The sequence below is a fragment of the Bradyrhizobium sp. S3.2.6 genome (assembly GCF_040546885.1).
Classification (GTDB): Bacteria; Pseudomonadota; Alphaproteobacteria; order Rhizobiales; family Xanthobacteraceae; genus Bradyrhizobium; species Bradyrhizobium cytisi.
Window position 1 is genome coordinate 59,457 of sequence record NZ_JBEPOS010000008.1, and the last position, 23,612, is coordinate 83,068.

Below are 23,612 nucleotides of genomic sequence, written 5' to 3' on the forward strand. Positions count from 1 at the left end.
CTAATTGCCGTCACCCGCCCCAAGGCGCTGAAACTGCCGCTTCATCGCGTTGACCCTGGCGACATAGCTCGCGACGAGGTGATCGCCGCAGCGTTCGGTGGCCACCATCTGAAAGTGCCGCCGCGCATAGGCGGTGGCCGGACCTCCGCCGCAGAGATGGATGAAGGCGGCGAGATCCTGCTTTTGCTGCGCATTGGCCTTCACGTCGCCGGCGCGGGCGAGAACGTCGGCGACATTGCGGTCGAGATATACCGATGCCAGCTCGATGGCGTGGCTCGGGATCGCGCGGGTGTAGAGGAAGGTCGAACCGCAGCCGGTATCAGTCACGACGTTGCCGCGGATACAGAACCGCGCGGCCTCGCTGAGGGCCGGATCGGTCATCTGGTAGAGCCCGACGGCAGACGAGGCGGGCCGGTAGATCGCCAGCGGATTAAAGCTCCATCGCCAGCGCCAGTAGGTGCGCGCCACCGGATTGCCCGAGCTCTCGACCTGCGCAAGTGCTGCCAGCAATTCGGGCGAGATCGTCGCAGTGGAGTAGGTGCGGAAGAGCGGGCCGTATTGCCGCCAGTTCTCGGCAGGCTCCTTGTCGAGGGAATTGCCGAGAAAGACGAACAGCTCGGTCGGCTTGCGGACCATTTGATAGAGGATGTTTGCAAGCGCCGCGAGCGCAAGCAGCATCGCCAAGCCGGCCGCGATCCGAACCAGCCGCGGTGCGCGCACGAACTTTTTTCGTAAACACCGAGCGCCCTGGCGGATGCTGCGAAGGCGAGTGAGCAGGCGCTTGCTTTTCCTTGGCATGGGGCTTGTGGGAGCCGGTAGGATGGGCCGAGCCGTTGCGGAAGCCGTGGTCCGACGGGTTGATCTATATCGCTTCGGGGCTGCGCGACGATCCGCGGCCCCTCCGCACCGGGAATACCAAGCCGAGAGGCGTCATGCCAAGGACACTGAAAAGAAAACTGAAGACGTATCAGACCTCGCTCGGCTTTTACGATCAGGCGGTCGCCGCTCCCTCGATGAAGGCGGCGCTGGACGCCTGGGGCGCCAGGTCCAACCTGTTCCATCAGGGCATCGCGAAGGAGACCGACGACCCCGATATCGTCGCCGCGACCATGGCGAGCCCGGGCGTGGTGCTCAGGCGCCCGGTCGGATCGGACGGCCCGTTCACCGAGCACGCCGAGCTGCCGACCGATCTCGCCGGCGATGAGGGCAAGACAAAAGCCAGGTCCAGGCCAAAGAAGCGTCCCGCCAGGCGTGCGGCGAAGAAATCCCGCAAGATCGACGATCAGGACGCGCGCAAGGCCGCCGCCGCCTTCGCCCGGGAAGAGCAGCGCCGCGACAGCGCGCGCCGCAAGGAAGAGGCCGCCCGCGCCCGCGAGCGCGCGCGCCGTGACAAGGCGGTCGCGGCCGCCCAGGCGGCGCTGGACAAGGCGAAGCGCGACCACCAGGCGCGGGTGGATGAGATCGACGCGGAGCGGGCTGGGCTGGACGCGCGTGCCGGGGCGGAGGACACGCGTTGGCACAAGCAGAGGGTCAAGCTGGAGGAGGCGGTTCGTCGGGCGCGAGGGTAGGAGTGTGGGGCGGATGGGCCGACACGATAGATCCGCATCCTGTCAAGCGCACGAGCGGCGTTCCACCCCGTCGGCTCATCCGCCCTTGCGCGCCTACCAATCCGGATCGCCGTAGGGGTCGACCATATAGGGCGGGGGCATCCACGGTCCTCGTGGTGGCCTGGGTCGCCGGGGTGCGGCCGCTTGGACGTGCGGCCGTGCAGGCGCAGCCGTATCGTTGTTGAGCACGCTCCGCACGGCGGGTTTCGCGGATGCAGATGCTGATGAAGCCGTCAGTTGCGTTTGCAGCGCCTGGACCTGCGCGGCGAGGCGCGCATTGTCCGCCGCATCCTTCTCCTGCACCGCCTTGAGCTGTTGAATGGTGTCGGCCTGCTCGCGCAGCGTCTGCTCGTTGCGGCTCTTCAGTTGCTCGAGCTTTCCGTTGATGCTCGCAAGCTCGTTGGTGATGGTCTTGAGCGATTGCGCGAGATCAGACGAGGGCTGGTCAGGCGCTGTGGTGCCAGTGCTTGGAGCGTCCGGTCTTGAAACGTCAGGTTTTGGAGCGCCTTCCGTTTCCTTGCCGACCGGCGGCGGGGGCAGCGGACCAGGCTGATCCACAGCAGACAATTGCAGTGCCGGCGGCTGCGCCGGACTTGCAACCGCGGACGCTTGCGGGGGCTCATTCGTGGCCGGCGGGGCCCAGCGCGCCATGATCGACTTGCTGATCGACTTGCTGATCGACTTGGCCTCATCGCGATATTGCGAAGCGAAGGCAGCACCGAGAATGCCGATCGCCAGCACGAGGCCAACCAAAGCGCGCAGCATGGGCCGATCTCCCTTCAGGCCTTGATCGCGAAGCTTGCTATCCGGCGCCTTGTCCTCGGCTGCCGCCGCAGCGGCGCTTGCTTGCGAAGCCCGCGGGCCTTCGCTGCCGCGTTCCATTGCGGAAACCAGCCGGTCCAGCCGCGCAAGGTCGTCCTCTGCGCTCTTGATCTGGTCAAAGGCCCGCGCCAGCCCGCCATCGGCACGCATCTCGTCCGGCTTTTGGGTATCAGGCATTTGGATACCAGGCTTTTGGGAATCAGCCTTTTGGGAATCAGCCTTTTGGGTATCGGTCTTTTGGGTATCAGCCTTGGGGTCGTCCGCTTCAGGCACCGATGCGCTCTCCATCCAGTCGGGCGTCACTGGGCGTGCGGCAATCCGATCGCTGGAAGGATAGGTCTCGCCGCTGTCCAACACAACGCGCGTGCGAGGGAGAAATTATGGCGGGCTCGGGGGCGGGGCGGATCGAGTTCGTAGGACGGGTTGAGCCCATCGCCTTGCCGATCGGCTGATGATGGGGCATCGCTTCGCTCCAATCCACCCATCCTACGGGCTTCGCCCCATCAGTCGCCCGGCCCATTATGAACATTCGTTCAGGGGAACAGGGCCGGTCTCATTTCGTTGCATTGAGGGGCTTATCGGGAGGAGGACGACATGAAATCGAAGATCATCGCGCTCTCTGCTGCTATTCTCATGGCAACGGCACCAGCCGTGTTTGCTCAGGGCGTATCGAGCCAGACGCCGGGCCAGGAGACGCAGCAGATGGGCTCCAAGACGGGTGAGCCGGGCGCTTCCAGCTACGCTCCGGGACACAAGAAGCACCATGCGATGCACCATGCGACGCACCACGCCAAGGCCTCGAACAAGACCAGCGCCGGCGCGTCCAATTCCGCGCCCGGCCAAACCACCGGCGCGAGCACCAGGTCTCAAACCACGGGCACGAGCACGATGCCAAAGTCGGGCACGAGCACATCGCCGAAGTACTGACGGCCACAACAGTAACCCGCCATTCGCGAGACCCGATTGGCGGGTTACGCCCGCGGCTAATTCCGGCTCTGCCGGATTGATGGGTATTGCTTTCACCTTCGCGCGTTGAACCTGCGGCGGGCAAAGTCGTCTACGCGGCCCGTAGGTGGGTTAGCCGAAGGCGCAACCCACCACTGCTTGCCTAGGAGGAAATGAAGGAGGTGGGTTGTGGGCTACGCTTCCTGCAAAGGAGGATCCGATGAAATCGCTTTTGCTGCTCACGGCGAGCGGTCCGTTGCTCATTCTCACATCCCACGAGTCCCTGCACGACCAGAAGCTCCTTGACGTGCTCAGGCACAAGGGGATCGGCAAGTTCGTCGCGTTCGAGGTTCCCTTGTCGCTCGCCAAGGCGCGCTACGGCGGGCACTTTCAAGCGGTCGAAAGCAATCTGCAGGAGACCGATGATTTGAGAGTCCTCGACTTCGACGGCCAGCGCATCTTTCAGCTCTTTCGTTTCGACGAGCTGGGTGCACCAATCCTAAAAGAACCGTCGTGATCCGGTGAACGCCCCGCCGGACGCTACGAAGGCGAAGGAGGAGGCTCTTTCTTTTCCTTGGCGTGGTCATGTGGGAGTGGGTGGGATGGAATGAGGTGGGGTATCCTACGACTGTTCGTCCCCAAGCTCGTAGATGGGGTAACGGGCCCCGAGGCCTCCCAAGCCAACCGCGCTAGCTACGGCGCGTGATGGCGCGCGTCGCGCGGTTGGCTTGGGAGGCGGTCGTCCCTCACACTGATGGTGTGACGGAGTCGAGGATGGACCTCGCTCCAAGCATCGAGGAGAGACGACCATGAACCACTATGCCGGAATCGACGTGTCATTGGAATGCTCGAGCGTGTGTGGGCAGAGCGTCCGCGGGGCGCTAGGCGGTGTGTTCCGTCGATCGCGCGACGTCGCCGCGTCCTGCGAGGAGGCCGGCAATGGAGATATCCTCGTCCAGCGCCTCCCAGTGCAGTCCAACCCGGCTGAGTTCGACTTGCTCGCGTTCGGTAGGCGTTGCATGCAGCAGGCGCGGAAACCACGCGAGCGGAATACCCAGTGTCCGACCATCGGACAGTTCGACCCACATGGTGGCGTCATCGAAGCTTACGTTGGTGGGCGCAGTGGTCATGCCGTGCCTTTGCAAGCAGATCGCGGATCGGGCGGATGGCTTGAAGAGTACCCGAATGTGGCGCGCAATTGAAGGGCAGAGAACTCGCGAGCCAATCTTCTCAGGGCTGCACGAGGGCGCATAGCGCAAGGGATAGATCAGGGGCGGTTCTCTGGCTTGAGGGGTGCAGTCCAGCACTGTCACTGCAATTCCGTAATTCCGGAGCCTGCGATCAATAGCGGCCGCCGTTGTGCTTTTGCTGCGTGATCCAGTCCGACAATGTTTTCGGTGTCGATTTTGCAGTCCGGCCCAGTGATGCCTTCGGATTGTTGCGGACACCTTTCGTCGGACGGGTGAGCGGCGCTTCCGTCGCGTTGACGCTCTTCATGGCAGCCGTCGATGCTTCCGCGGCTTCCTTTTCGAGGCGCAGCTTTTTCAATCGCGCCATCTTGATGCGCTCTGCCTCGACTTCGGGGCTTTCGGACAGCAGCGGCTTGTGTTGAGCAAGCTCGGCCGGGACCAGGACGCCGATGATGGTTGTCTCGCCGAGCGCCTTGCAGGCTTCGAGCCGATGCAGTCCCTCGACCAGAACGAGGCGGTCTCCGTCGTGCCGAACGGAAATGGGGTCCTGTTGTCCGATGTCCAGAATGCTTTCCGCGATCTCCCCGACGATCTCGGGCTTGATGGCTTTCTTCTGCTTCGTGGGAACGAAGATCTTCTCGATCGGGAAGCTTTCCGGTTTGGGCATAACTCGACTCCGCTTCTACCGGGCCCGTCGGAACGCATGCGGGTGGGGTTGGGAGTTTAGGGGGGACGGGCTCGATCGCAAAGGCAATTTCGCCGGCAACGTATTGATGACCATCGAAGCTTGGAACCAAACTGCGATGCGGTGGTACGATTACGGTGAGAGTCCACTAGATTGACGTCGTCCGCCAAACTAGAGCCGAAGCCGCAGATCCGTAGGACGGAGCGAGTGAATTTAGTGCACTGGCATCGTAATTCCCTTACGTAATCTCTGGAAACGATTCGAGTTGTCGAATTTCGCCTAGTTTGCGGTGGTCTACGATATGCTCGAACTCCCACCCGGTTGTGCTCTCAGTGGAGACTTAGGCGATAATCGCGTCAGGCGGTGCGTCGGTTTCCACAAGTACTCCGCCTCCCGCAATCGCGTTCCTGCCCTGTGCAAATATTAGTGCTGCCTTACGATCACTCGACCAGCAGATACCACGTCGGCCAGCATCAAAGTCGATGCACGGCTCGCCACGATACAGTCGAAGTGACGGTCCCGAATATCGGGGCAATAGATTCCATAGGGCATCCAAGAGAATATCGTCATCAGCGACTCCACGGCGAATATCATGAGCGACCGCGGCCCAGATAAACAGAAATGCTTGGCGGGCGCTGTCGTCAAACTCCTGAGTAGAGAGATATTCAAAGGCAGCCTTGGACTGTGCCCGTTCGTGAAACACCTCGAGCAGCCCTCTCGTGCGCGGGCTGCCCTCACAGATAAGGTTTGCAAGCAACATTATCGCTGCATCAAGGTCGATCTGGATCAAGCGCTTCCAGCCTTGGACTTCAACCTTGCGCAGCGCCATCTCTCGCGCGACAGTTGTCGGGTCGAGGATGATGCGCGAAGCCATTTCCGTTTTCGTCCCGTCAGGGTGGAGGATAATGCGCTGAATATTCTTTATCGTATTCAGTCCCCCCGCTGTCGCAGAACTCGTAGGGTGGGTTAGCCGAAGGCGTACCCCACCACTGCCTGCCTCGGAGCAAACGAAAGAGGTGGGTTACGCTTCGCTAACCCACCCTACGAGCTGAGTTGTCAGACAGAATAGTTGAAATAACTTGCTTCGCCGTAGTCGTATATCTGAACCGAATTGCCGTTGACGCGACCGCTGAAGTGGTGCCCGCCATCGTAGTCATAGCCAGAGAAACTGTTGCCGTTTACCTTTAACGAAACGTGGTTGCCGACGCCGTAGTGATACAAGCCAGAGCCAGAACCGCTAATGTGAGCTCCCGTCTCATAGTCATAGTTGGGAGTCATACTGGAGTGCTGTTCTCGGTCATAGCTGTAAACGCCTGACGGCTTGCGGTTGTTGATCTTGGCGGCCGCATTCACCGCTATTGCGCGTCGGAGTTCTTCTTTCATAACGTTATCTCGCTTTAGAAAGAAAAAGCCCGGGCAAGCCCGGGCTTTCAGATTTCACGAACACCCCGTCGTCGAACCACACGTATCGCACTTCATACAAGTCCCATTCCGCACCAGCGTGAAGTTGCCGCACTCGCTGCACATCTCGCCTTCGTAGCCTTTTGCTTTCGCTTCCGCGCGGCGCTCGGCCTTGCTGGGGGCGGCGACGGTTGCGGCGCTGCCGGCCTTGCTCCACTGGAGGGCTTCGAGCTTCTCGGTGGGCGAGAGGTCGTGGCTGGCTTCCTGCTTCAGCGCGACCGCGCCTTCCAGGGCATCGCCCGCGCCGCGAGCGGTGGCGGCGTGGGAGGCGAGCGAGGTGACCTTGCTGCCGCCGGCGGGCGCGTTGTCGCTGCCGGAGACGACCGCGGCGGAGCCGCCGCGCATCACCACCAGATTGTCGGTGCGGGAGCGGGTGAGGCCGCGCGAGACCAGCTTGGTCGCTTGGTGGGCGTCCGGCTCCTTGCCTTCTTCCACGCCTTTGCCGAGCGCGTCAAAATTCGACTCGGTCGGATCGACATGGGCGAGATCAAAGCGCGACATGTAGCTCACCGCGAGCTCGCGGAAGACGTAGTCGAGGATCGAGGTCGCGTACTTGATGCTGTCGTTGCCCTGCACGGGGCCCGCCGGCTCGAAGCGGGTGAAGGTGAAGGCGTCGACATATTCGTCGAGCGGCACGCCGTATTGCAGACCGAGGGACACCGCGATCGCAAAATTGTTGATGAAGGAGCGGAGTGCGGCGCCTTCCTTGTGCATGTCGATGAAGATCTCGCCGAGACGGCCGTCGTCATACTCGCCGGTCCGCAAGTAAACCTTGTGGCCGCCGACGACCGCCTTCTGGGTGTAGCCCTTGCGTCGGTCCGGCATCTTCTCGCGCTCGCGCATCACGATGATGCGCTCGACCAGCTTCTCGACGATCTTCTCCGAGACCTGCGTGGCGCGCGCCGCCATTGGCTTCTCGTAGAGGCTCTCGACCGCATCATCCTCGTCCTCGTCATCGCTGATGAGCTGCGAGTTGAGCGGCTGACTGAGCTTGGAGCCGTCGCGATAGAGCGCGTTGGCTTTCAATGCCAGCTTCCACGACAGCATGTAGGCGGACTTGCAGTCCTCTACAGTTGCGTCGTTCGGCATGTTGATGGTCTTGGAGATCGCGCCCGAGATGAAGGGCTGGGCCGCCGCCATCATGCGGATGTGGCTCTCGACCGACAGATAGCGCTTGCCGACCTTGCCGCAGGGGTTGGCGCAGTCGAACACCGCATAGTGCTCGGCCTTGAGGTGCGGAGCACCTTCCACCGTCATCGCGCCGCAGATGTGGACGTTGGCCGCCTCGATCTCGCGCTTGGTGAAGCCCACGGCCTGCAGCAGGTCGAAGCCGGGAGCCGCAATGGCTTCCGCGCCGATGCCGAGCTGGTCGCGAATGAAGTCCTCGCCAAAGGTCCACTTGTTGAAGGCGAACTTGATATCGAAGGCGGTCGGCAGCGCCTTTTCGACCTTGGCGATGGCCTCATCGGTGAAGCCCTTGGCCTTCAGCGTCGAGGCGTTGATGCCGGGGGCGTTGGAGAGCGAGCCGTGGCCGACGGCGTAGGCCTCGATCTCCGCGATCTCGCTCTCGCGATAGCCGAGCGCGCGCAGCGCTGCGGGGACCGCGCGGTTGATGATCTTGAAGTAGCCGCCGCCGGCGAGCTTCTTGAACTTGACCAGCGCGAAGTCCGGCTCGATGCCCGTCGTATCGCAGTCCATCACCAGGCCGATCGTGCCCGTGGGCGCGATGACAGTGGTCTGGGCGTTGCGATAGCCGTGCTTCTCGCCGAGCTCGAGCGCCCCATCCCAGGCCGCCTGCGCACGCGCGACCAGGTCGCCTTGCGGGCAGGAGACGAGGTCGAGCGGCACCGGGTTGACGCTGAGCGCCTCGTAGCCATTGGACTGGCCGTGGGCGGCGCGGCGGTGGTTGCGGATGACGCGCAGCATGTGCGCGGCGTTCTTCTTGTAGCCCGGGAAGGTGCCGAGCTCGGCCGCCATCTCCGCCGAGGTCTTGTAGGTGATGCCGGTCATCACAGCGGTCAGCGCGCCGCAGAGCGCACGGCCTTCCTTGCTGTCATAGGACAGACCCATGGTCATCAGCAGGCCGCCGATATTGGCGTAGCCGAGGCCGAGCGTGCGGAACTCGTAGGAGAGCTCGGCGATCGCGCGGGACGGGAACTGCGCCATCATCACCGAGATTTCGAGCACGATGGTCCAGAGCCGGCAGAGGTGCTCGTAGCCGGCGACGTCGAACTGCTTCGTCGTGGTGTCGTAGAACGTCAGCAGGTTCGCCGAGGCGAGATTGCACGCGGTGTCGTCCAGGAACATGTATTCCGAGCACGGATTGGACGCGCGGATGTCGCCGGACGCCTTGCACGTGTGCCAGTCGTTCATGGTGGTGTTGAAGTGCAGGCCCGGGTCGGCCGACGCCCAGGCGGCGTAGCCGATTTTTTCCCAGAGGTCGCGCGCCTTCAGCGTCTTCGTCACCTTCTTGGAGGTGCGGGCGTTCAGATTCCAGTCGCCGTCGGTCTCGACGGCGCGGAGGAAGTCGTCCCGCAGCGAGACCGAGTTGTTGGAGTTCTGGCCGGAGACCGTGAGGTAGGCTTCCGAATCCCAGTCGGTGTCGTAGACGTCGAACTGGATGTCCTTGTAGCCCTGCTTGGCAAACTGGATGACGCGCTTGATGTAATTGTCAGGCACGAGGCTGCGGCGCGCGAGCTTGATCTCGCGACGCAGCGCCGGGTTCTTCTCCGGGTCGAAACAATCGTCGCCCGAGCCTTCGCAGTTCACGCAGGCCTTGAGCACCAGCTTGAGATGCTTCTGGTTGATCTTCGATCCTGTGACGAGAGCGGCGACCTTCTGCTCCTCCTTCACCTTCCAGTCGATATAGGTCTCGATATCGGGGTGATCGACGTCGACGACGACCATCTTGGCGGCGCGGCGCGTGGTGCCGCCCGACTTGATCGCGCCGGCGGCGCGGTCGCCGATCTTGAGGAAGCTCATCAGGCCGGACGAGCGACCGCCGCCGGACAGTTTTTCACCCTCACCGCGCAGGCGCGAGAAGTTGGAGCCGGTGCCGGAGCCGTACTTGAACAGGCGGGCTTCGCGGACCCAGAGGTCCATGATGCCGCCCTCGTTGACGAGGTCGTCACCGACGCCCTGGATGAAGCAGGCGTGCGGCTGCGGATGCTCGTAGGCCGACCTGGACTTGGTCAGCTTGCCGGTGAAGGGGTCGACGTAATAGTGGCCCTGGCCGGGACCGTCGATGCCATAGGCCCAGTGCAAACCGGTGTTGAACCATTGCGGCGAGTTCGGCGCGACCATCTGCATGGCGAGCATGTAGCGGAGCTCGTCGTAGAAGGTCTGGGCGTCCTCGTCGGAGGAGAAATAGTTGCCCTTCCAGCCCCAATAGGTCCAGCAGCCGGCGAGGCGGTCGAACACCTGCTTTGCCGAGAGCTCGCTGACGAAACGCTCTTTCTCGGGCAACGCGGCGAGCGCATCAGTGTCGGGCACGGAGCGCCACAGGAACGAGGGGACGGATTCTTCCTCGACCTTCTTCAGGCACGCGGCGACGCCGGCCTTGCGGAAATACTTTTGCGCCAGCACGTCGGAGGCGACCTGCGACCATTCGGCCGGGACCTCGACGCCGTCCATTTTAAACACGACCGAGCCGTCGGGATTCCTGATTTCCGACGTGGTCAGCCGGAAATCGATCCCGGCGTAAGGTGACTGTCCCGAAGTGGTGTGGCGCCGCTCAATCCGCATGGTCTTGCCCCGTCCTATTCTTTGACCGGACTGCCTCCGTTCAGGCATCCGGGTCGACATTACGTTTCGCGTTTCCACCCGGGCCCGATCGGCCCTTGGGCACCGCAGTTCAGCCGGTGGATCCGGCCCAGTTTCTCCCGACGCGATTGGTCGATGCGCGCACCGATCATCCGCCGGCATGTCCAGGCCCATCCGCCCCAAAGCGATGAGCCCGACATGCGTTCAAACGCCCCACACCGTCACAACGTCTACCGATGCCATCCGAGCCTGTTGCCGGCCCGTTCTGGCGCCCGAAAAGTCCACTGTCCGCGGGCAGACAAGCCCTCATCCCGCTGCCTTCGTCTGGCCTGGCGGAGTGCAGTTTTGCGGACCCTTTGGGGGAGTGCCGGCGGGACGCAAACACACTCGCGCCGAACGGACCGAAAGCTAGGACTCTCCGTTGCGCCCGTCAAGAACTAGTGCGAGTTCCTGAATCAAATACTAAATATGGTGGATTGCCGGGGATAACAGGGGGCGAGGCCTCACCTGTTGTTGAGCCAAGTATCAGTGAGTCCTCAGGGATTCCCAACCGAAAAAATTTGCATTCGGTGCCGATACGGACCCTTCATCCCGCTGTTCACAGGGCAGGTATATTTTTGAGGTCCGGGGTTGCACCGTTGGGACTCACGTAGCGGTACGGAAGCTGAGGGCAGGCATGCCCGCCGGGGTGGTGGAAAGGTGCGCGAATCCGCGCCAAGCTGAGGCTCGATCTTGCCGGATTGCCCACATGCTTGATTCGACCCGCCGGGATGCGCGACCGCGCATCGCCCCGGCCGGCCTGATGTTCCTCGCGATCACGTCGATCGGCTGGGGCTTCAATTGGCCGGTCACCAAATTCCTGCTCGGTGAGCTGCCGCCGCTGACGCTGCGCGGGGTGACCGGCGTGCTTGGCGCGGTGCTGCTGGCCGCGCTCGCGCTGGTCCGTGGCCACAGCCTGAAGGTCGCGCCCGGGATCTGGCCGCGGCTGGCGACCGCCGCCGTCCTCAACGTCACCGGCTGGATGGTGCTGATGGGGCTGGCGCTGCTCTGGCTGCCGGCGAGCGAGGCGGCGCTGATTGCCTACACCATGCCGGTCTGGGCCTCGCTGATCGCCTGGCCCGCGTTAGGCGAGCGGCCGACGGTGCTGCGCACGCTCGGCCTGGTGATGGCCTTTGCCGGCCTCGCCTCGATCATGGGCGGCAACGGCATTGCCGCCAGCGCGGAGAAGCTGCCGGGCATCATCATGGCGCTGTGCGGCGCGATCGGCTTTGCCGTCGGCACGGTGTTCTCGAAGAAGTACCCGATCCATCTGCCGCCGATCACGGCCGCCGCCTGGCAGATCGGGATCGGCTGCCTGCCGGTCTCCATCGTAGGCCTCCTGATCGAGACCTCGCACCTGGACAGGGTGACGCCGGTCGGCTGGTGGCTGCTGCTCTATTCGACCGTGGTGCAGTTCTGCATCGCCTATGTCAGCTGGTTCGCGGCGCTTTCGCGCCTGCCGGCCTCGGTCGCCGCGATCGGGACGATGGCGGTGCCGGTGATCGGCGTCGTCGCATCCGCACTTGCGCTGGGAGAGCCGCTCGGGCCGGGGCAGATCGCCGGGCTGATCTTTACGCTGGCGGCGGTGGTGCTGGCGACGCGTTAGTGCGCCGATCAAGCGTTCGGCCCGCATCGAATTCCTGCCATGGCGTCAGGGTCGGTTTCCCGCGAAAAGGCCGCGCCTGTTGGCTTGCAGGAACTCCGCGAACAATCGACTGAGTGGCGGAAGGGTTCGATGCGCCTTCTTGATCAGCGCGACGGGCCGCGCGAAGTTGTTGTCGCTGATTTTGCGGCTTCGCAGCGAAGGTTCGGCAAAGATTTCCCGCGCTGACGTCGGCAGGATGGTGAGGCCGATGCCGGCGCGCACCATGCCGATCGCCGTCATCATATAGGTGGCTTCCGACGCCGGCGCCGGCAGCAGCCCCGCGCGGTTGAAGGCGAGATCGGTGACTGCCCTCACGCTGGTGCCCTGGTCCATCATGACCAGCGGATACTTGGCCAGCAGGCACGCCGTGATGCGACGCTGAGTTCCGATCGGATGGGATTCGGGGTAGACCACGCTCATCTCGTCGCGCGCCGCGAAGATGGTCTCGATATCGGGGAACGACACGTCTCCGCCCGTCAGACCGAGATCCACCTCTTCCGAGCGAACAAGCGCCAGCACGCGGCTGGCAATGACGTCCTTCAATGCGAAGGAAGCTCCGGGGTTTTGCCCCCGGAATCCGCCGATCACGTCGGGGAGTATTCCAGCAGCGAAGGACGGCAGGGCCGCGATGCGGACGACGCCTCGTCGCTCACTCGCGACATCCCGGGCATCGCTGAGAAGGGATTCGAGATCCTGCAAGGTCCGTTCCAGCGCGGGCAGCAGCTCACGTCCCATGCGGGTCAACGCGACCGAACGCGGGTTGCGATCGAACAGCCGAAGCCCGAGCGATTCCTCCAGCCGCCGGATCTGGACCGAAAGGGTCGGCTGCGACACATGCAGCGCCGCCGCCGCCTGGGTGAAGCTGCCCAACTTCGCGACCGCGACGAAGGAGCGGAGTTGCCTCACGTTTATATCCATAGAGTTTCTCTATCGCTGCCATTGAATCATTTCAATTGCCTAATGGCGCGGGCCGCGTTCAATTTGCGACAAGTGTTCGGGAGAGATCCCCGAAAAGAACAATCAGGCGGGGAAATGCACAATCTGGCGTTGCTTGGCGTTGCCACCATTGCGGTGCTGCTTCTGGTCATCATGACGAAGCGGATGTCGCCGCTGATCGCCCTCATTCTTATACCGCTGATCGCCTGTCTGATCGGCGGTTTCGGCTGGGATACGAGCAAGTTCATCGTCAGCGGGCTCCAGAGCCTCGCACCCGTCGTCGGCATGTTCGTGTTCGCGATCCTCTTCTTTGGCGTGGTGACGGATGCGGGCATGCTGGACCCGATCATCGACCGCATCCTGCGCACCGTCGGTACACGGCCTACGCGGATCGTCATGGGCACCACCCTATTGGCTCTGCTCATCCACCTCGATGGATCGGGCGCTGTCACCTTTCTCATCACGATTCCGGCGATGCTTCCCTTGTACGATCGCCTCGGCATCGATCGCCGCATTCTCGCCTGCGCGGCGTCCCTGGCTGCCGGTGTGAATTTCCTGCCTTGGACCGGCCCCATGATACGGGCCGCCGCTTCGCTCAAGCTGCCGATTCCGGAGATATTCAACCCGCTGGTGCCGGTTCAGTTGGCCGGCATCGTCTTCATCTTTGCCGTCTCCTATTGGCTGGGTCGCAGGGAAGAGAAACGGCTCGGCCTGGAAGCCGGGGCATCCGTCGATGTCGAGGCTCAGCGAACCTTGAGCGAAGCCGAGCTCAAGCTGCGGCGGCCGCGGAACTTCTGGATCAACATCGTTCTGACAGTGATCGTGCTCGGGACCATGGTCGCTCTGGGCGACAGGCTGACGCCTGCCATCGTGTTCATGATCGGCACTTGTCTGGCGCTGCTCATCAACTATCCCAATGTCGACGATCAACGGCAGCGTGTGGACGCGCACGCGAGGGCCGCACTGTTGATGGCCTCGATCCTGCTCGCGGCGGGCGTGTTCACCGGCATCATGCAGGGGTCGGGGATGTTGAAGGCGATGGCGCAGGATGCCGTCGGATTCGTGCCGCCGGGCGCGGCGAAATTCATGCCGATCGCGCTTGGTATCGTTGCAATGCCACTAAGCCTTTTGTTCGATCCGGACTCGTTCTATTTCGGGGTTCTTCCGGTCCTGGCCGAAGTTGGGGGGCAGCTTGGCGTTCCCAAAGTTCAGCTCGCGCAGGCCGCCTTGCTGGGACAGATGACCACCGGTTTTCCCGTGAGCCCATTGACGCCTGCGACGTTTCTCGTCGTCGGCTTGACCGGCATCGATCTGGCCGATCATCAGAGGTTCACGATACCGTTCCTCTTTGCGGCCTCGGTGGTGATGACCATAGCCTGCGTTTGTCTCGGCATTTTCCCGCTGTAGCGAGGTGACGAATGCGCACGATCAGAATAGGAGCAGGCGCCGGATATTCGGGTGACCGGATCGAACCGGCCGTCGAGCTCGCGGAGAAAGGCAAGCTCGACTACCTGGTGTTCGAATGTCTTGCCGAGCGCACGATCGCGCTTGCGCAAGCCGCAAGGCTGAAGGATCCGAGCGCGGGGTTCGATCCGTTGCTGGAGGCCCGGATGAAGGCTGTGCTGCCGGCCTGTCGTGCGAACGGTGTCCGCATCGTCACGAATATGGGAGCCGCCAATCCGGTATCCGCCGCGCGGGCTACTACGGCGATTGCGCAGCAGTTGGGACTTCGTGGGCTCAAAATCGCTGCCGTCACGGGCGATGATGTCCTCGGCGATCTGAAAAACTCCGATCGCCACCTCGATATCGGCTGTACCGTCGAGGGTCTCGGCAATCGAATAGCTTCCGCCAACGCGTATCTCGGTGGCGCTTCGATCGCCCAAGCCTTGCGCGATGGGGCCGATGTCGTCATCACCGGGCGGGCCTCCGATCCCTCGCTTTTCCTCGGTCCGTTGATCCACGAGTTCGACTGGGCGATGGACGATTGGCCGTTGCTGGGAAGAGGCATTCTGGTCGGCCATCTTCTGGAGTGCGCGGGTCAGGTCACCGGCGGATATTTCGCCGATCCCGGATACAAGGACGTCAAAGACCTTGCCCGTCTCGGCTTTCCGATCGGCGAAGTTCGGGAAGACGGGGATTTGATCGTCACCAAGGTGGCGGGCTCCGGGGGGCGGGTGACGGCCGCGACGGTCAAGGAGCAATTGCTCTATGAGATCCACGATCCTGCCCGCTATTTCCAACCGGATGTGGTCGCTGACTTCTCTCGTGTCCAGGTGGAAGAAATCGGTGAGGATCGCGTCCGCGTCATCGGCGCGAGCGGCACGCCGAAGACAGGCGAACTGAAAGTCTCGGTCGGCTACATCGACAGCTATGTTGGCGAAGGCCAGATTTCCTATGCCGGGCCGGGCGCCCATGAGCGTGGACGGCTGGCGATCGAGATCGTTCGGGAACGGCTTGCGCTCTCAGGCGTGGAGACGAGCGAGTTAAGGAGCGATCTCATCGGATCGAACGCGCTCCACGGCGAAAATCTATCGCTAGGATGTCAACCCTATGAAGTGCGGGTTCGTGTGATTGGACGCACCGAAACGCTGGCCGAAGCCAGACGCATCGGTGAGGAGGTGGAGACCCTCTACACCAATGGCCCAGCCGGAGGCGGCGGAGCCTGGAAGTCGGCCCGCGAGGTCGTCGCAGTGGCATCCACGCTGATTCCAGAGGCTGACGTGAGGACGGCCGTCCAATACTTCGAAGCGTGAGCCCAAGCAGAAGACGCCCGGGAACGCCGCACGCCTGCCACAGGGGAGAATGACTCCATGAAACTACGGGACATCGCGCACTCGCGCACAGGGGACAAGGGCAATACGTCAAACGTCTCCGTGATCGCGTACGACCCGAGCGATTACGACGTGCTCTGCACGTACGTGACAACCGATCGGGTCAAGCAATTGTTCGATGGCATCGTCAATGGCGAGGTGACGCGATACGAATTGCCCGGCATCGGAGCCCTGAACTTCGTCATGACCGAGGCGCTTGGCGGCGGCGTGACGCGATCCCTGGCCATCGATGCGCATGGAAAGTCACTCAGCTCGGCGCTGCTGAACATGGACCTTCCCGATGACCTCCGCTCCGGTTCGTACGAGTAAGCCATGATGAAAACCTTCTGCGCCGTTTCTCTCGTGCTGATGTCGATCGGAGTGGCTCGCGCGGGCGAGCTTCCGGTTTGGCTGCACGAAGAACAAGTAACCCACTATAACGGCACGTCAGACGACCTTGTCACCGCGGGAATGGGTGCCGAGGCAATGACCGGGGCTGCTCCGCGTTTCGCGGATCCCTTGCATCCCACAGCACAAGAGCTGCGCCGCGCTTCGGTATTCTACCGCGCGAGCAAAGGGCAGGGTTATGGCCGGCTATTTGGCCCCCATGTCGATCAGGAGACGGGTCAATCATTTGACGATGCGGGCAGGATTGCCGGCGACGAAATTCTTGCCTATGCGGACGATGGGGACGGCAGGCAGAACATCGCGATGCTCTTGCAGATTCCGTCAGACCTCTCGACGGAGCGGCGATGCCTTATCGCAATTCCGGTCGCGGGCTCAGCGAGCTTGTTTCGCGACATCGTCGATTTCGGCTATTGGGGACTGCGTCATCGTTGCGCCGTCGTCTACAACGATAAAGGACATGGCAACGGCTTCCATCTTCTCGAGAACGATACGGTCAATCTGATCGACGGCCCACAAGTGCCGGCACAAGCGGCGGGATCGAAAGCTCACTTCCGCGCCGATCTTGACGAAGCGGCGCGGACCTCGTTCCTCGCTGCATGGCCTCATCGCGTTGCATTCAAGGCTGCACATTCGAAGCAGAACCCCGAGAAGGATTGGGGCACCGATCTGCTCCGGTCGGTGCAATTCGCATTCGTCGAGTTGGCGAAGCGGGACCCGGGCTTCACCCGTGAGAATACGATCGTTATTGCAACGGGAAGCTCGAATGGCGGAGGGGCCGTCCTCTACGGCGCGGAAAAAGACGCAGCGCACCTGTTGGACGGTGTCGTCGCGCGCGAGCCGCAAGTCCAGCTCAAGCCCGACGACAGGGTGGTCGTGAAGCGGGGGACTCTTGAGCGGCGAGGCACAGGCCGTAGCTTGCTCGATTATTTCAGCTTCGGGAACCTTTATCAGCCATGCGCGGTGCTCGCGGTGACTGATATTCCATTGCGGGACCGTGTGCCATTCGCGGCGAACCGATGCCAGTCCCTTCACGACAAGGGCTTGTTGACGTCTGCGACCCTGGACGCCCAGGCACGCGAAGCGCTCGATCGCATGCATGCTTACGGTTGGGACGACGAGACCGACGTCGGTCACGCATTCGGATATTTCGTCGCACCGGACGCAACCGCGACCAAGTACGTCAATGATCACGGCCGCTTCGACGTTCGCGACCGTGTTTGCGGTTACAGCTACGCTGCAACGGATGCTGATGGAAGGCCGGTTGCGGTTCCTCCCGATCTGGCTGCGACGATCTTCTCCGTTGCGCCTGGAGGTGCTCCGGCCGGAACGATCGATGTGGTCAACGACAACGATCCGACGGGGGCACGGCGAAGCTGGCTCTCGGTATCGCCCAGCACGGGGCGGCAGGATTTCAACCTGGATGGAGCCGTCTGTATTCGTGAGCTCGTGACCGGAAATTCCTCCGGATCGGAGCGCGTGAAGACCGGTATCGACGAATTTTTGGCATCAGGTCAATTGCACGGGTTGCCGACGATTATCGTGCATGGCCGCAATGACGACCGTGTTCCCGTCAGCTTCTCGTCGCGCCCGTATCTGGGCTTGAACAATATCGTTGATGGGGAAAGTGCGAACCTGCACTATATCGAGGTCACGAATGCGGAGCATTTCGGTACCGACCTGCCAGGCTTCGACACGAGAATGATTCCGCTCGTCCTCTATCATCTGCGTGCCCTCGACCTGATGTGGGCCCACTTGACCCGAAAGACGCCGCTGCCTCCGAGCCAGGTCGTTCGGACAACGCCACGCGGAGGCGAGCCTGGGAAGGCTCTCATGCTTCAGTCCGTCAACGTGCCCTCAATATCCGCTGCCCCGTCCGAGGGCGACAGGATCCTCGTCGATCACGGCCGGGTTCTCGTGCCGGATTGAGTCCGCACGGGCACGCTCCTGTTTAAGACGCCGCCATTCCCCCGCCATTCAGCGCCTTCCGGATCATCTCCGCGAGCTGGTTCCTTCGATAGGGTTTTGTCAGCAGCATCACGCCGTCGTCGAGCTTGCCGTGGTGGACGATGGCGTTGTCGGTGTAGCCGGAGGTGTAGAGCACTTTGAGCCCCGGCCGGCGCTTCGCCACCTCGTCGGCGAGCTCGCGGCCGCTCATGCCGCCGGGGATGACGACGTCGGTGAAAAGCAGGTCGAAGGCCTGGCCGGCCTCTATCAATTGCAGCGCGGCCCGGCTGTCGCCGGCGGCGATCGTCTTGTAGCCGAGGCTCTGCAGCTGCGCGGTGACGAAGTTGCGCACCAGCGTGTCGTCCTCGACCACGAAAATGGTCTCGGCGCCGCCTTCGGCCTGTGGTGCGATCGCGGCCGTGGCTTCCGCCGTGCCTTCGCCCGGCGGCAGATAGAGCTTGATCGTGGTGCCGTGGTCTTGCTCGCTGTAGATCTTGATGTGGCCGCCGGATTGCTTGACGAAGCCGTAGACCATAGAGAGGCCGAGACCTGAGCCTTTGCCGACCTCCTTGGTGGTGAAGAAGGGCTCGAACGCCTTCTCCTGGACATCTAGCGGCATGCCGGTGCCGGTGTCGCTGACCGCGAGCATTACGTAAGGGCCGGGCCGCACGTCGGCATTGGCCTTCGCATAGGCCTCGTCCAGCACGACACGGTGGGTCTCGAGCAGCAGCTTGCCGCCGTTGGCCATGGCGTCGCGGGCGTTGATGGCCATGTTGAGCACGGCGTTGGTGAGGCGGGACGGGTCGATATGCGCCGTCATCGGTTCCTGTTCCAGCACGGTCTCGATCTGGATCTGCTCGCCGAGGGTGGGGCGCAACAGTTTTGCGATATCGGCGATCGCTGCGTTGATGTCGACATTGCGCGGCTGCAGCGGCTGCCTGCGCGCAAACGAGAGAAGGTGCTGGATCAGCTCGGCGCAGCGCCCGGCGGCATCGTCGATCAGGCGCGCGGCGCGCTGCAGCTCGGGCTGCTCCTTCAGGCTCGCCACCAGCGTCTCGGTGTTGCCCGAGATCACGGTCAGCATGTTGTTGAAATCGTGCGCGACGCCGCCGGTCAGCTTGCCGATGGCGTCGAGCTTCTGCGACTGGTGCAACTGCCGCTCGGTTTCGCGCGACGATGTCGCGTCGTGATAGACCAGCACGCCGCCCGAGATGTTGCCATGCCCGTCGCGCATCGGCCGGCCGCTGATCATCAGATGGCGCGCGCTGTTGCCGCTGTGCGGGCGGACGATCATCTCCAGATCTTCGAACTCGTCGCCACGTAGCACGCGCACGGACGGCAGCTCGTCGGACTTGAGCGGCGTGACGCCGTCGCCGTGGAAGACGTCAGACAGGGCGCGCAGATTGCGCAGGTTCATGCCGGCGCGATGCAGGAGCATGCGCTCCGCGGCCGGATTGGACAAAAGGACATTGCCCTCGGCGTCGATGACCAGCACGGCCTCCGCCATGCTGTGGAACGTGCTCTGGAGCACGTTGATCGACACGCGAAGCTCGTCATGGGCGTTGACGAGATGCTCGGTGCGCTCGGCCACGGCCGCCTCGAGTTGCTGGTTGGCTGCCGTGGTCTCCAGCAGCGTGCTCTTCAGCGCGACCGTGGTGCGCTGGCTCTCGCGCATCACCATCACGACCAGCAGCAGGATCACCAGCGCGCCGGCGACGTCGATACCGAGCAGCACGATGCCGGTGCGGCGCGAATCCTGGGAGCGCGCGGTGAGCAACCGTTCCTCTTCTGCGCTCAGATGGTCGAGATTGCCCATCACCGTGTCCATCAGGCCGCGACCCTCGCCCTTGCCCTGGAGCGCGGCAATGCCGGCCCCGTCGTTGGTGGCGCGCAGGCGCATCGCCTCGGCGGCAATATCGAGCCGGCGGAGCGCCAGCGGCTCCATGCCCTCGAGCAGCGCGATCTGGTCGGGATTGTCGTTCACGCTGCGCTTGAGGTCGGCGAGGGCCGGCGCGATCCGGGCGTGCACCTCCTGGAACTCGTCGCTGAAGCTGGGATTTCGGTAGATCTCGTAACCGCGCGCGGCGCTCTCGGCGCGCCGGATCAGAACCTGCAGATCGGAGATCTTCTTCAGGACCTGGACGGTGTGATTGACCCAGGCCGCGTCCGAGCGCGACTTGACGTCGAGCCCGATCGAGGCGGCTGTGATGAGCAGGAGGATGGCGAGTCCGGCACCGAGAATGACGCGCTGCGAGGGAATCAAGGGGCCTCTTTCTGGTCCTTCGGCGGCGCGCTCTCGCCAAGGCATTCCCGGATTGTCACTAACAGCGTCTCGGGCGTGAACGGCTTGCGCAGGCAGCGCGAGGCGCCGAGCTCCAGCGCCATGCGAAGGAAGTCCGGGGAGGGCGAGGCGGATGAGGCGAAGGCATAGCCCGACATGGCGATCAACGGAATCGCCGGCGCACGCTCGTGAAAGATGCGGATGGATTCGAAGCCGCGCATATGCGGCATGAAGATATCAACCAGCATGACATCAAACGTCTGCGCCTCCAGCGCAGCCAACCCCGTTTCGCCGCCGTCGGTGAGCGTGACGTCGAAGCCCTGGCGCAGGAGGAGGACCTCGATGGTCGCGCCGACCATCGGATCGTCATCGACCACGAGAATACGCGGCATGACCTTCCCTAGTAGATCGAAGTCCCCACAGTGATTGGTGATATAGGCGAATCGTGCGCCGGGTCAATTTTGGATCGGACCGAACTGCATATGCACGGCGGAATGCATAGCGCCTCTGCAGGTTCCGGTGGCAGGTGAATTCCCTCGGATTTCTATGACAGGTTGAGACAAATCCGTGCGATCCAACGAAAGCTGCTGCGCCGCGCGTTATGGACTGCGTTCGCGACGAGGCGTGCAAGAGCTCAGCGCGGCGGCCTACATAAATGAGCGGCGCCGTTGCTCGGCGCCGCTCACAGATGATTCCCTTCAGGCCGTATTACGGGCAGGGATGGCGCAGCCCGTCATAGCCGAGATAGGTGCCGGACGCCGGGTCGTAGGACCGATAGCGCTGAGCGCAATAGCCAGACGAGTCGCCGCCTGTGTCGGGCACCACGGCGACGGATGCGCCGTCGTCATAATAGCTATCGTCGTAATAGGAATCGCCGTAATACGGGCCGCCGCCGTAATAGGCGTAGGACGAGCCTATCGCGCCGATTGCGGCACCGGCTGCAACGCCGGGCCAGAAGCCGCCACCGCGGCGATGCCAGCCGCCGCCGTGCCAGTTCCCTCCGCCACCATTCCAGTGGCCTCCGGCCGCTGCGAAGTTGCGACCACCGCCGTTAAAGGCAGGTCCGGCGGCAGGTCCGGCGCTCGGGCGCGCCGCCGCGCCGGCCGCGAAATTGCCGCCGCCACCACCCATCCGGGCGCCACCACTAAAGCCGCCGCCGCCGAAGTGAGCACCACCGCCGCCCCCACCGATGTGAGCACCGCCACCGCCGCCGAAATGACCGCCCCCGCCACGACCGCCAGGGCCTTGGGCGAAGCTTGGGGTGGCCATCGGAAGCACCAGTGCCAGCGCCGCGGCGGCACTCAAAACTCTCAGACTGTTCATGGTCAAACTCCTTTTTCCCGGGATCAAACCCACCGAAACGGCCGTTGTTCCTGGGTTCACGCCGGTGTGCGCGTGAAGGGGCAGATTTCCATGCGGCAGCTGTACCCGGCATGAACGGACCATGCTCGCTTTGCGGCGGCGCTCGGGCCGAGGCACCGCGCTTGACGTCCCCTTGGCGTCCCCTTGGCGTGGGGCACGGCCGCACGGGGCGAACTGGACATTTGGCCGTCCGGATGGCATCAGGACTCCACGAAGCAGGGCCCTTGCCGCATGAAACAATTCTTCCTGAAGCTCTTCACCTGGTGGAACGGCCAGACCTTTGGCACCCAACTCTGGACCCGTCGGTTCGGGGAGCTGGTCGGCCAGGACGAGCAGGGCAACCGCTACTACCGCACGACCGGCGGCAAGATCGACCCCACGCTCGGCTTCGAGCGGCGTTGGGTGATCTATAACGGCTATGCCGAAGCGAGCCGTATTCCGCCGTCCTGGCATGGCTGGATGCATCACACCGTTGACGTGCCGCCGACCGAGGAGAACTACCAGCCGCGCGAGTGGGAGAAGCCGCATTTGCCGAATCTCACCGGCACGGCGAAGGCCTATCGGCCCTCGGGCTCGACCTTGGCCAGCGGCAAGCGCCCCAAGGCGACCGGCGACTACCAGCCCTGGACGCCCGGCTAGGCCGCGCGCTCTTCCATCACTGGATTGGATGCACACGCATCCGCCTCACATCGCTGTGGACAATGGGAACAGCGGGGATGTTGGCTGCGTGGCCATTGCGCCTGCGCGTGCGATGCGGCTCAATCAACCCATCTTACGGAGATGGGAAACCATCGCGTTCGGTTCGGGCAACAGTTCGCGACTGTCCCGAAATGCAGCGGCCGCCGACCAGGACTCGATCGGGAGATAGGCCCCCGGTCTGCAAGTTCCGAAATCGCCCGATGAGAATGTGCGCCGTCGTAAGACAGGAAAGGCCGCTTGGGAAACCGGGCGGCCTTTTTCTGTTGTGGGGCGCGCTACATCACCCGCGCTGACGCACGCGCGACCGCTTCGAGGCGGCGGGCCTGCCTTGGCGCGCCGCGCTCCCGGAGCAAGGCGAGCACCTCTGCGGATGCCGTGTCGGGCGAGCCTGAATTGAACGGCGGCGCCGGATTGTATTCGAGCTGAAGCTGGATCGCTTCCGCCGTGGTGCGGTCGACCAGGATCGAGACCAGCGTCAGCGCGAAACCGATGCCTGCGGTGACGCCGCCGCCGGTGATGCGGTTGCGGTCGACGCAGACGCGTGTCTTGGTCGGCGTCGCCCCGAACTGGCCGAGCATCTCCATCGCACTCCAATGGGTCGCGGCCCGATAGCCCTTCAACAGGCCCGCGGCGCCGAGCGCCAGCGATCCCGTGCAGACTGAGGTGACGTACTTTGCGCCCTCGGCCTGCCGGCGCAGGAAATCGAGGACCTCCTCGTCGTTGAGCAGGTCGTCGGTGCCGCCGCCGCCGGGTACGCAGATCACGTCGAGCTGCGGGCAGTCGGCAAACGTCGTGGTTGGCGTCAGCGTGAGAACGGAATCGCTCGGCACCGGCTCGATGCGCTTCCAGACCAGGTGCAGCTTCGCGCCGGGCACAGATGAAAACACCTGCAACGGACCGGTGAAGTCGAGCTGCGTGACGCGCGGGAACACCAGAAGTCCGATCTGGAGCGGTGCCGACATGAGAGCCTCCAATGAAGTGCTTGACGCCCGCAGATTGGCATGATGCCATCCTGT

General features: G+C 63.3%; 21 protein-coding genes. 9 read left to right on the forward strand and 12 right to left on the reverse strand.

The window, feature by feature from the left end; translation table 11 throughout:
- On the reverse strand, positions 1–798 hold the full coding sequence (locus tag ABID58_RS16810; protein ID WP_354033440.1) for a transglycosylase SLT domain-containing protein: 798 nt from the start codon (positions 796–798) through the stop codon (positions 1–3).
- A gap of 134 nt (positions 799–932) precedes the next feature.
- Here ABID58_RS16810 and ABID58_RS16815 point away from each other — a divergent pair, with 134 nt between their 5' ends.
- Positions 933–1,568, forward strand: coding sequence for a cell envelope biogenesis protein TolA (locus ABID58_RS16815; protein WP_354033441.1), 636 nt, complete (start codon positions 933–935; stop codon positions 1,566–1,568).
- A 93-nt stretch (positions 1,569–1,661) separates the two neighbouring features.
- Here the strand turns inward: ABID58_RS16815 and ABID58_RS16820 are convergent, their stop codons facing one another.
- On the reverse strand, positions 1,662–2,717 hold the full coding sequence (locus tag ABID58_RS16820) for a hypothetical protein (protein WP_354033442.1): 1,056 nt from the start codon (positions 2,715–2,717) through the stop codon (positions 1,662–1,664).
- 306 nt (positions 2,718–3,023) lie between these two features.
- On the opposite strand from ABID58_RS16820, the gene ABID58_RS16825 reads away from it, so the two are divergent.
- Together ABID58_RS16825 and ABID58_RS16830 are read left to right on the forward strand one after the other, a co-directional pair.
- Positions 3,024–3,356, forward strand: coding sequence for a hypothetical protein (locus tag ABID58_RS16825; protein WP_354033443.1), 333 nt, complete (start codon positions 3,024–3,026; stop codon positions 3,354–3,356).
- 238 nt (positions 3,357–3,594) lie between these two features.
- Positions 3,595–3,891 carry a cytosolic protein gene (locus tag ABID58_RS16830; protein WP_148755964.1) on the forward strand — a complete coding sequence of 99 codons (297 nt, stop codon included), beginning with the start codon at positions 3,595–3,597 and terminating at the stop codon, positions 3,889–3,891.
- A gap of 364 nt (positions 3,892–4,255) precedes the next feature.
- Here the strand turns inward: ABID58_RS16830 and ABID58_RS16835 are convergent, their stop codons facing one another.
- The 5 genes from ABID58_RS16835 to ABID58_RS16855 all read right to left on the reverse strand — a co-directional run bounded on the left by ABID58_RS16835 (position 4,256) and on the right by ABID58_RS16855 (position 10,454).
- Positions 4,256–4,504 (reverse strand): DUF2442 domain-containing protein, encoded by a 249-nt coding sequence (locus ABID58_RS16835; RefSeq protein ID WP_148755965.1) that lies wholly within the window; start codon positions 4,502–4,504, stop codon positions 4,256–4,258.
- Positions 4,505–4,715: 211 nt separating this feature from the next.
- The gene (locus ABID58_RS16840) at positions 4,716–5,231 is read right to left on the reverse strand and encodes a ParB N-terminal domain-containing protein (protein WP_354033444.1); all 516 of its coding nucleotides are present in this window, start codon (positions 5,229–5,231) and stop codon (positions 4,716–4,718) included.
- 358 nt (positions 5,232–5,589) lie between these two features.
- Positions 5,590–6,123, reverse strand: a complete 534-nt coding sequence (locus ABID58_RS16845; RefSeq protein ID WP_354033445.1) for a hypothetical protein — start codon at positions 6,121–6,123, stop codon at positions 5,590–5,592.
- A gap of 182 nt (positions 6,124–6,305) precedes the next feature.
- Positions 6,306–6,632 (reverse strand): hypothetical protein, encoded by a 327-nt coding sequence (locus tag ABID58_RS16850; protein WP_148748735.1) that lies wholly within the window; start codon positions 6,630–6,632, stop codon positions 6,306–6,308.
- Positions 6,633–6,686: 54 nt separating this feature from the next.
- Positions 6,687–10,454, reverse strand: coding sequence for a vitamin B12-dependent ribonucleotide reductase (locus ABID58_RS16855; RefSeq protein WP_354033446.1), 3,768 nt, complete (start codon positions 10,452–10,454; stop codon positions 6,687–6,689).
- 766 nt (positions 10,455–11,220) lie between these two features.
- Between ABID58_RS16855 and ABID58_RS16860 the strand changes: the two genes are divergently transcribed.
- Positions 11,221–12,117, forward strand: a complete 897-nt coding sequence (locus ABID58_RS16860; protein ID WP_354033447.1) for a DMT family transporter — start codon at positions 11,221–11,223, stop codon at positions 12,115–12,117.
- A gap of 45 nt (positions 12,118–12,162) precedes the next feature.
- Here the strand turns inward: ABID58_RS16860 and ABID58_RS16865 are convergent, their stop codons facing one another.
- Complete coding sequence (locus tag ABID58_RS16865) at positions 12,163–13,026, reverse strand: LysR family transcriptional regulator (protein WP_354033448.1); 864 nt, start codon at positions 13,024–13,026, stop codon at positions 12,163–12,165.
- 162 nt (positions 13,027–13,188) lie between these two features.
- Here ABID58_RS16865 and ABID58_RS16870 point away from each other — a divergent pair, with 162 nt between their 5' ends.
- Genes ABID58_RS16870 through ABID58_RS16885 form a run of 4 tightly spaced genes read left to right on the forward strand, consistent with a single transcriptional unit; the run spans position 13,189 to position 18,236 of the window.
- Positions 13,189–14,499, forward strand: coding sequence for a CitMHS family transporter (locus ABID58_RS16870; protein ID WP_354033567.1), 1,311 nt, complete (start codon positions 13,189–13,191; stop codon positions 14,497–14,499).
- 11 nt (positions 14,500–14,510) lie between these two features.
- Entirely contained in the window at positions 14,511–15,845 is a 1,335-nt protein-coding gene (locus ABID58_RS16875) for an acyclic terpene utilization AtuA family protein (protein WP_354033449.1), read from the forward strand.
- A 57-nt stretch (positions 15,846–15,902) separates the two neighbouring features.
- Positions 15,903–16,232 carry an AtuA-related protein gene (locus ABID58_RS16880; RefSeq protein WP_354033450.1) on the forward strand — a complete coding sequence of 110 codons (330 nt, stop codon included), beginning with the start codon at positions 15,903–15,905 and terminating at the stop codon, positions 16,230–16,232.
- Between the two features lie 3 nt (positions 16,233–16,235).
- Entirely contained in the window at positions 16,236–18,236 is a 2,001-nt protein-coding gene (locus tag ABID58_RS16885; protein ID WP_354033451.1) for a 3-hydroxybutyrate oligomer hydrolase family protein, read from the forward strand.
- Positions 18,237–18,258: 22 nt separating this feature from the next.
- Here ABID58_RS16885 and ABID58_RS16890 read toward each other — a convergent pair whose 3' ends face one another.
- The 3 genes from ABID58_RS16890 to ABID58_RS16900 form a co-directional block, all read right to left on the reverse strand.
- A complete protein-coding gene (locus ABID58_RS16890; protein ID WP_354033452.1) occupies positions 18,259–20,517 on the reverse strand; it encodes a CHASE3 domain-containing protein in 2,259 nt (752 codons plus the stop codon).
- The gene (locus tag ABID58_RS16895) at positions 20,514–20,927 is read right to left on the reverse strand and encodes a response regulator (RefSeq protein WP_148748743.1); all 414 of its coding nucleotides are present in this window, start codon (positions 20,925–20,927) and stop codon (positions 20,514–20,516) included. The genes ABID58_RS16890 and ABID58_RS16895 overlap by 4 nt, the downstream gene beginning before the upstream one ends.
- Positions 20,928–21,243: 316 nt before the next feature.
- On the reverse strand, positions 21,244–21,858 hold the full coding sequence (locus ABID58_RS16900) for a BA14K family protein (protein WP_354033453.1): 615 nt from the start codon (positions 21,856–21,858) through the stop codon (positions 21,244–21,246).
- 270 nt (positions 21,859–22,128) lie between these two features.
- On the opposite strand from ABID58_RS16900, the gene ABID58_RS16905 reads away from it, so the two are divergent.
- Positions 22,129–22,536, forward strand: a complete 408-nt coding sequence (locus ABID58_RS16905; RefSeq protein ID WP_354033454.1) for an NADH:ubiquinone oxidoreductase subunit NDUFA12 — start codon at positions 22,129–22,131, stop codon at positions 22,534–22,536.
- A 335-nt stretch (positions 22,537–22,871) separates the two neighbouring features.
- Here ABID58_RS16905 and ABID58_RS16910 read toward each other — a convergent pair whose 3' ends face one another.
- Positions 22,872–23,558 (reverse strand): DJ-1/PfpI family protein, encoded by a 687-nt coding sequence (locus ABID58_RS16910; RefSeq protein WP_354033455.1) that lies wholly within the window; start codon positions 23,556–23,558, stop codon positions 22,872–22,874.
- Positions 23,559–23,612 lie beyond the last annotated feature (54 nt).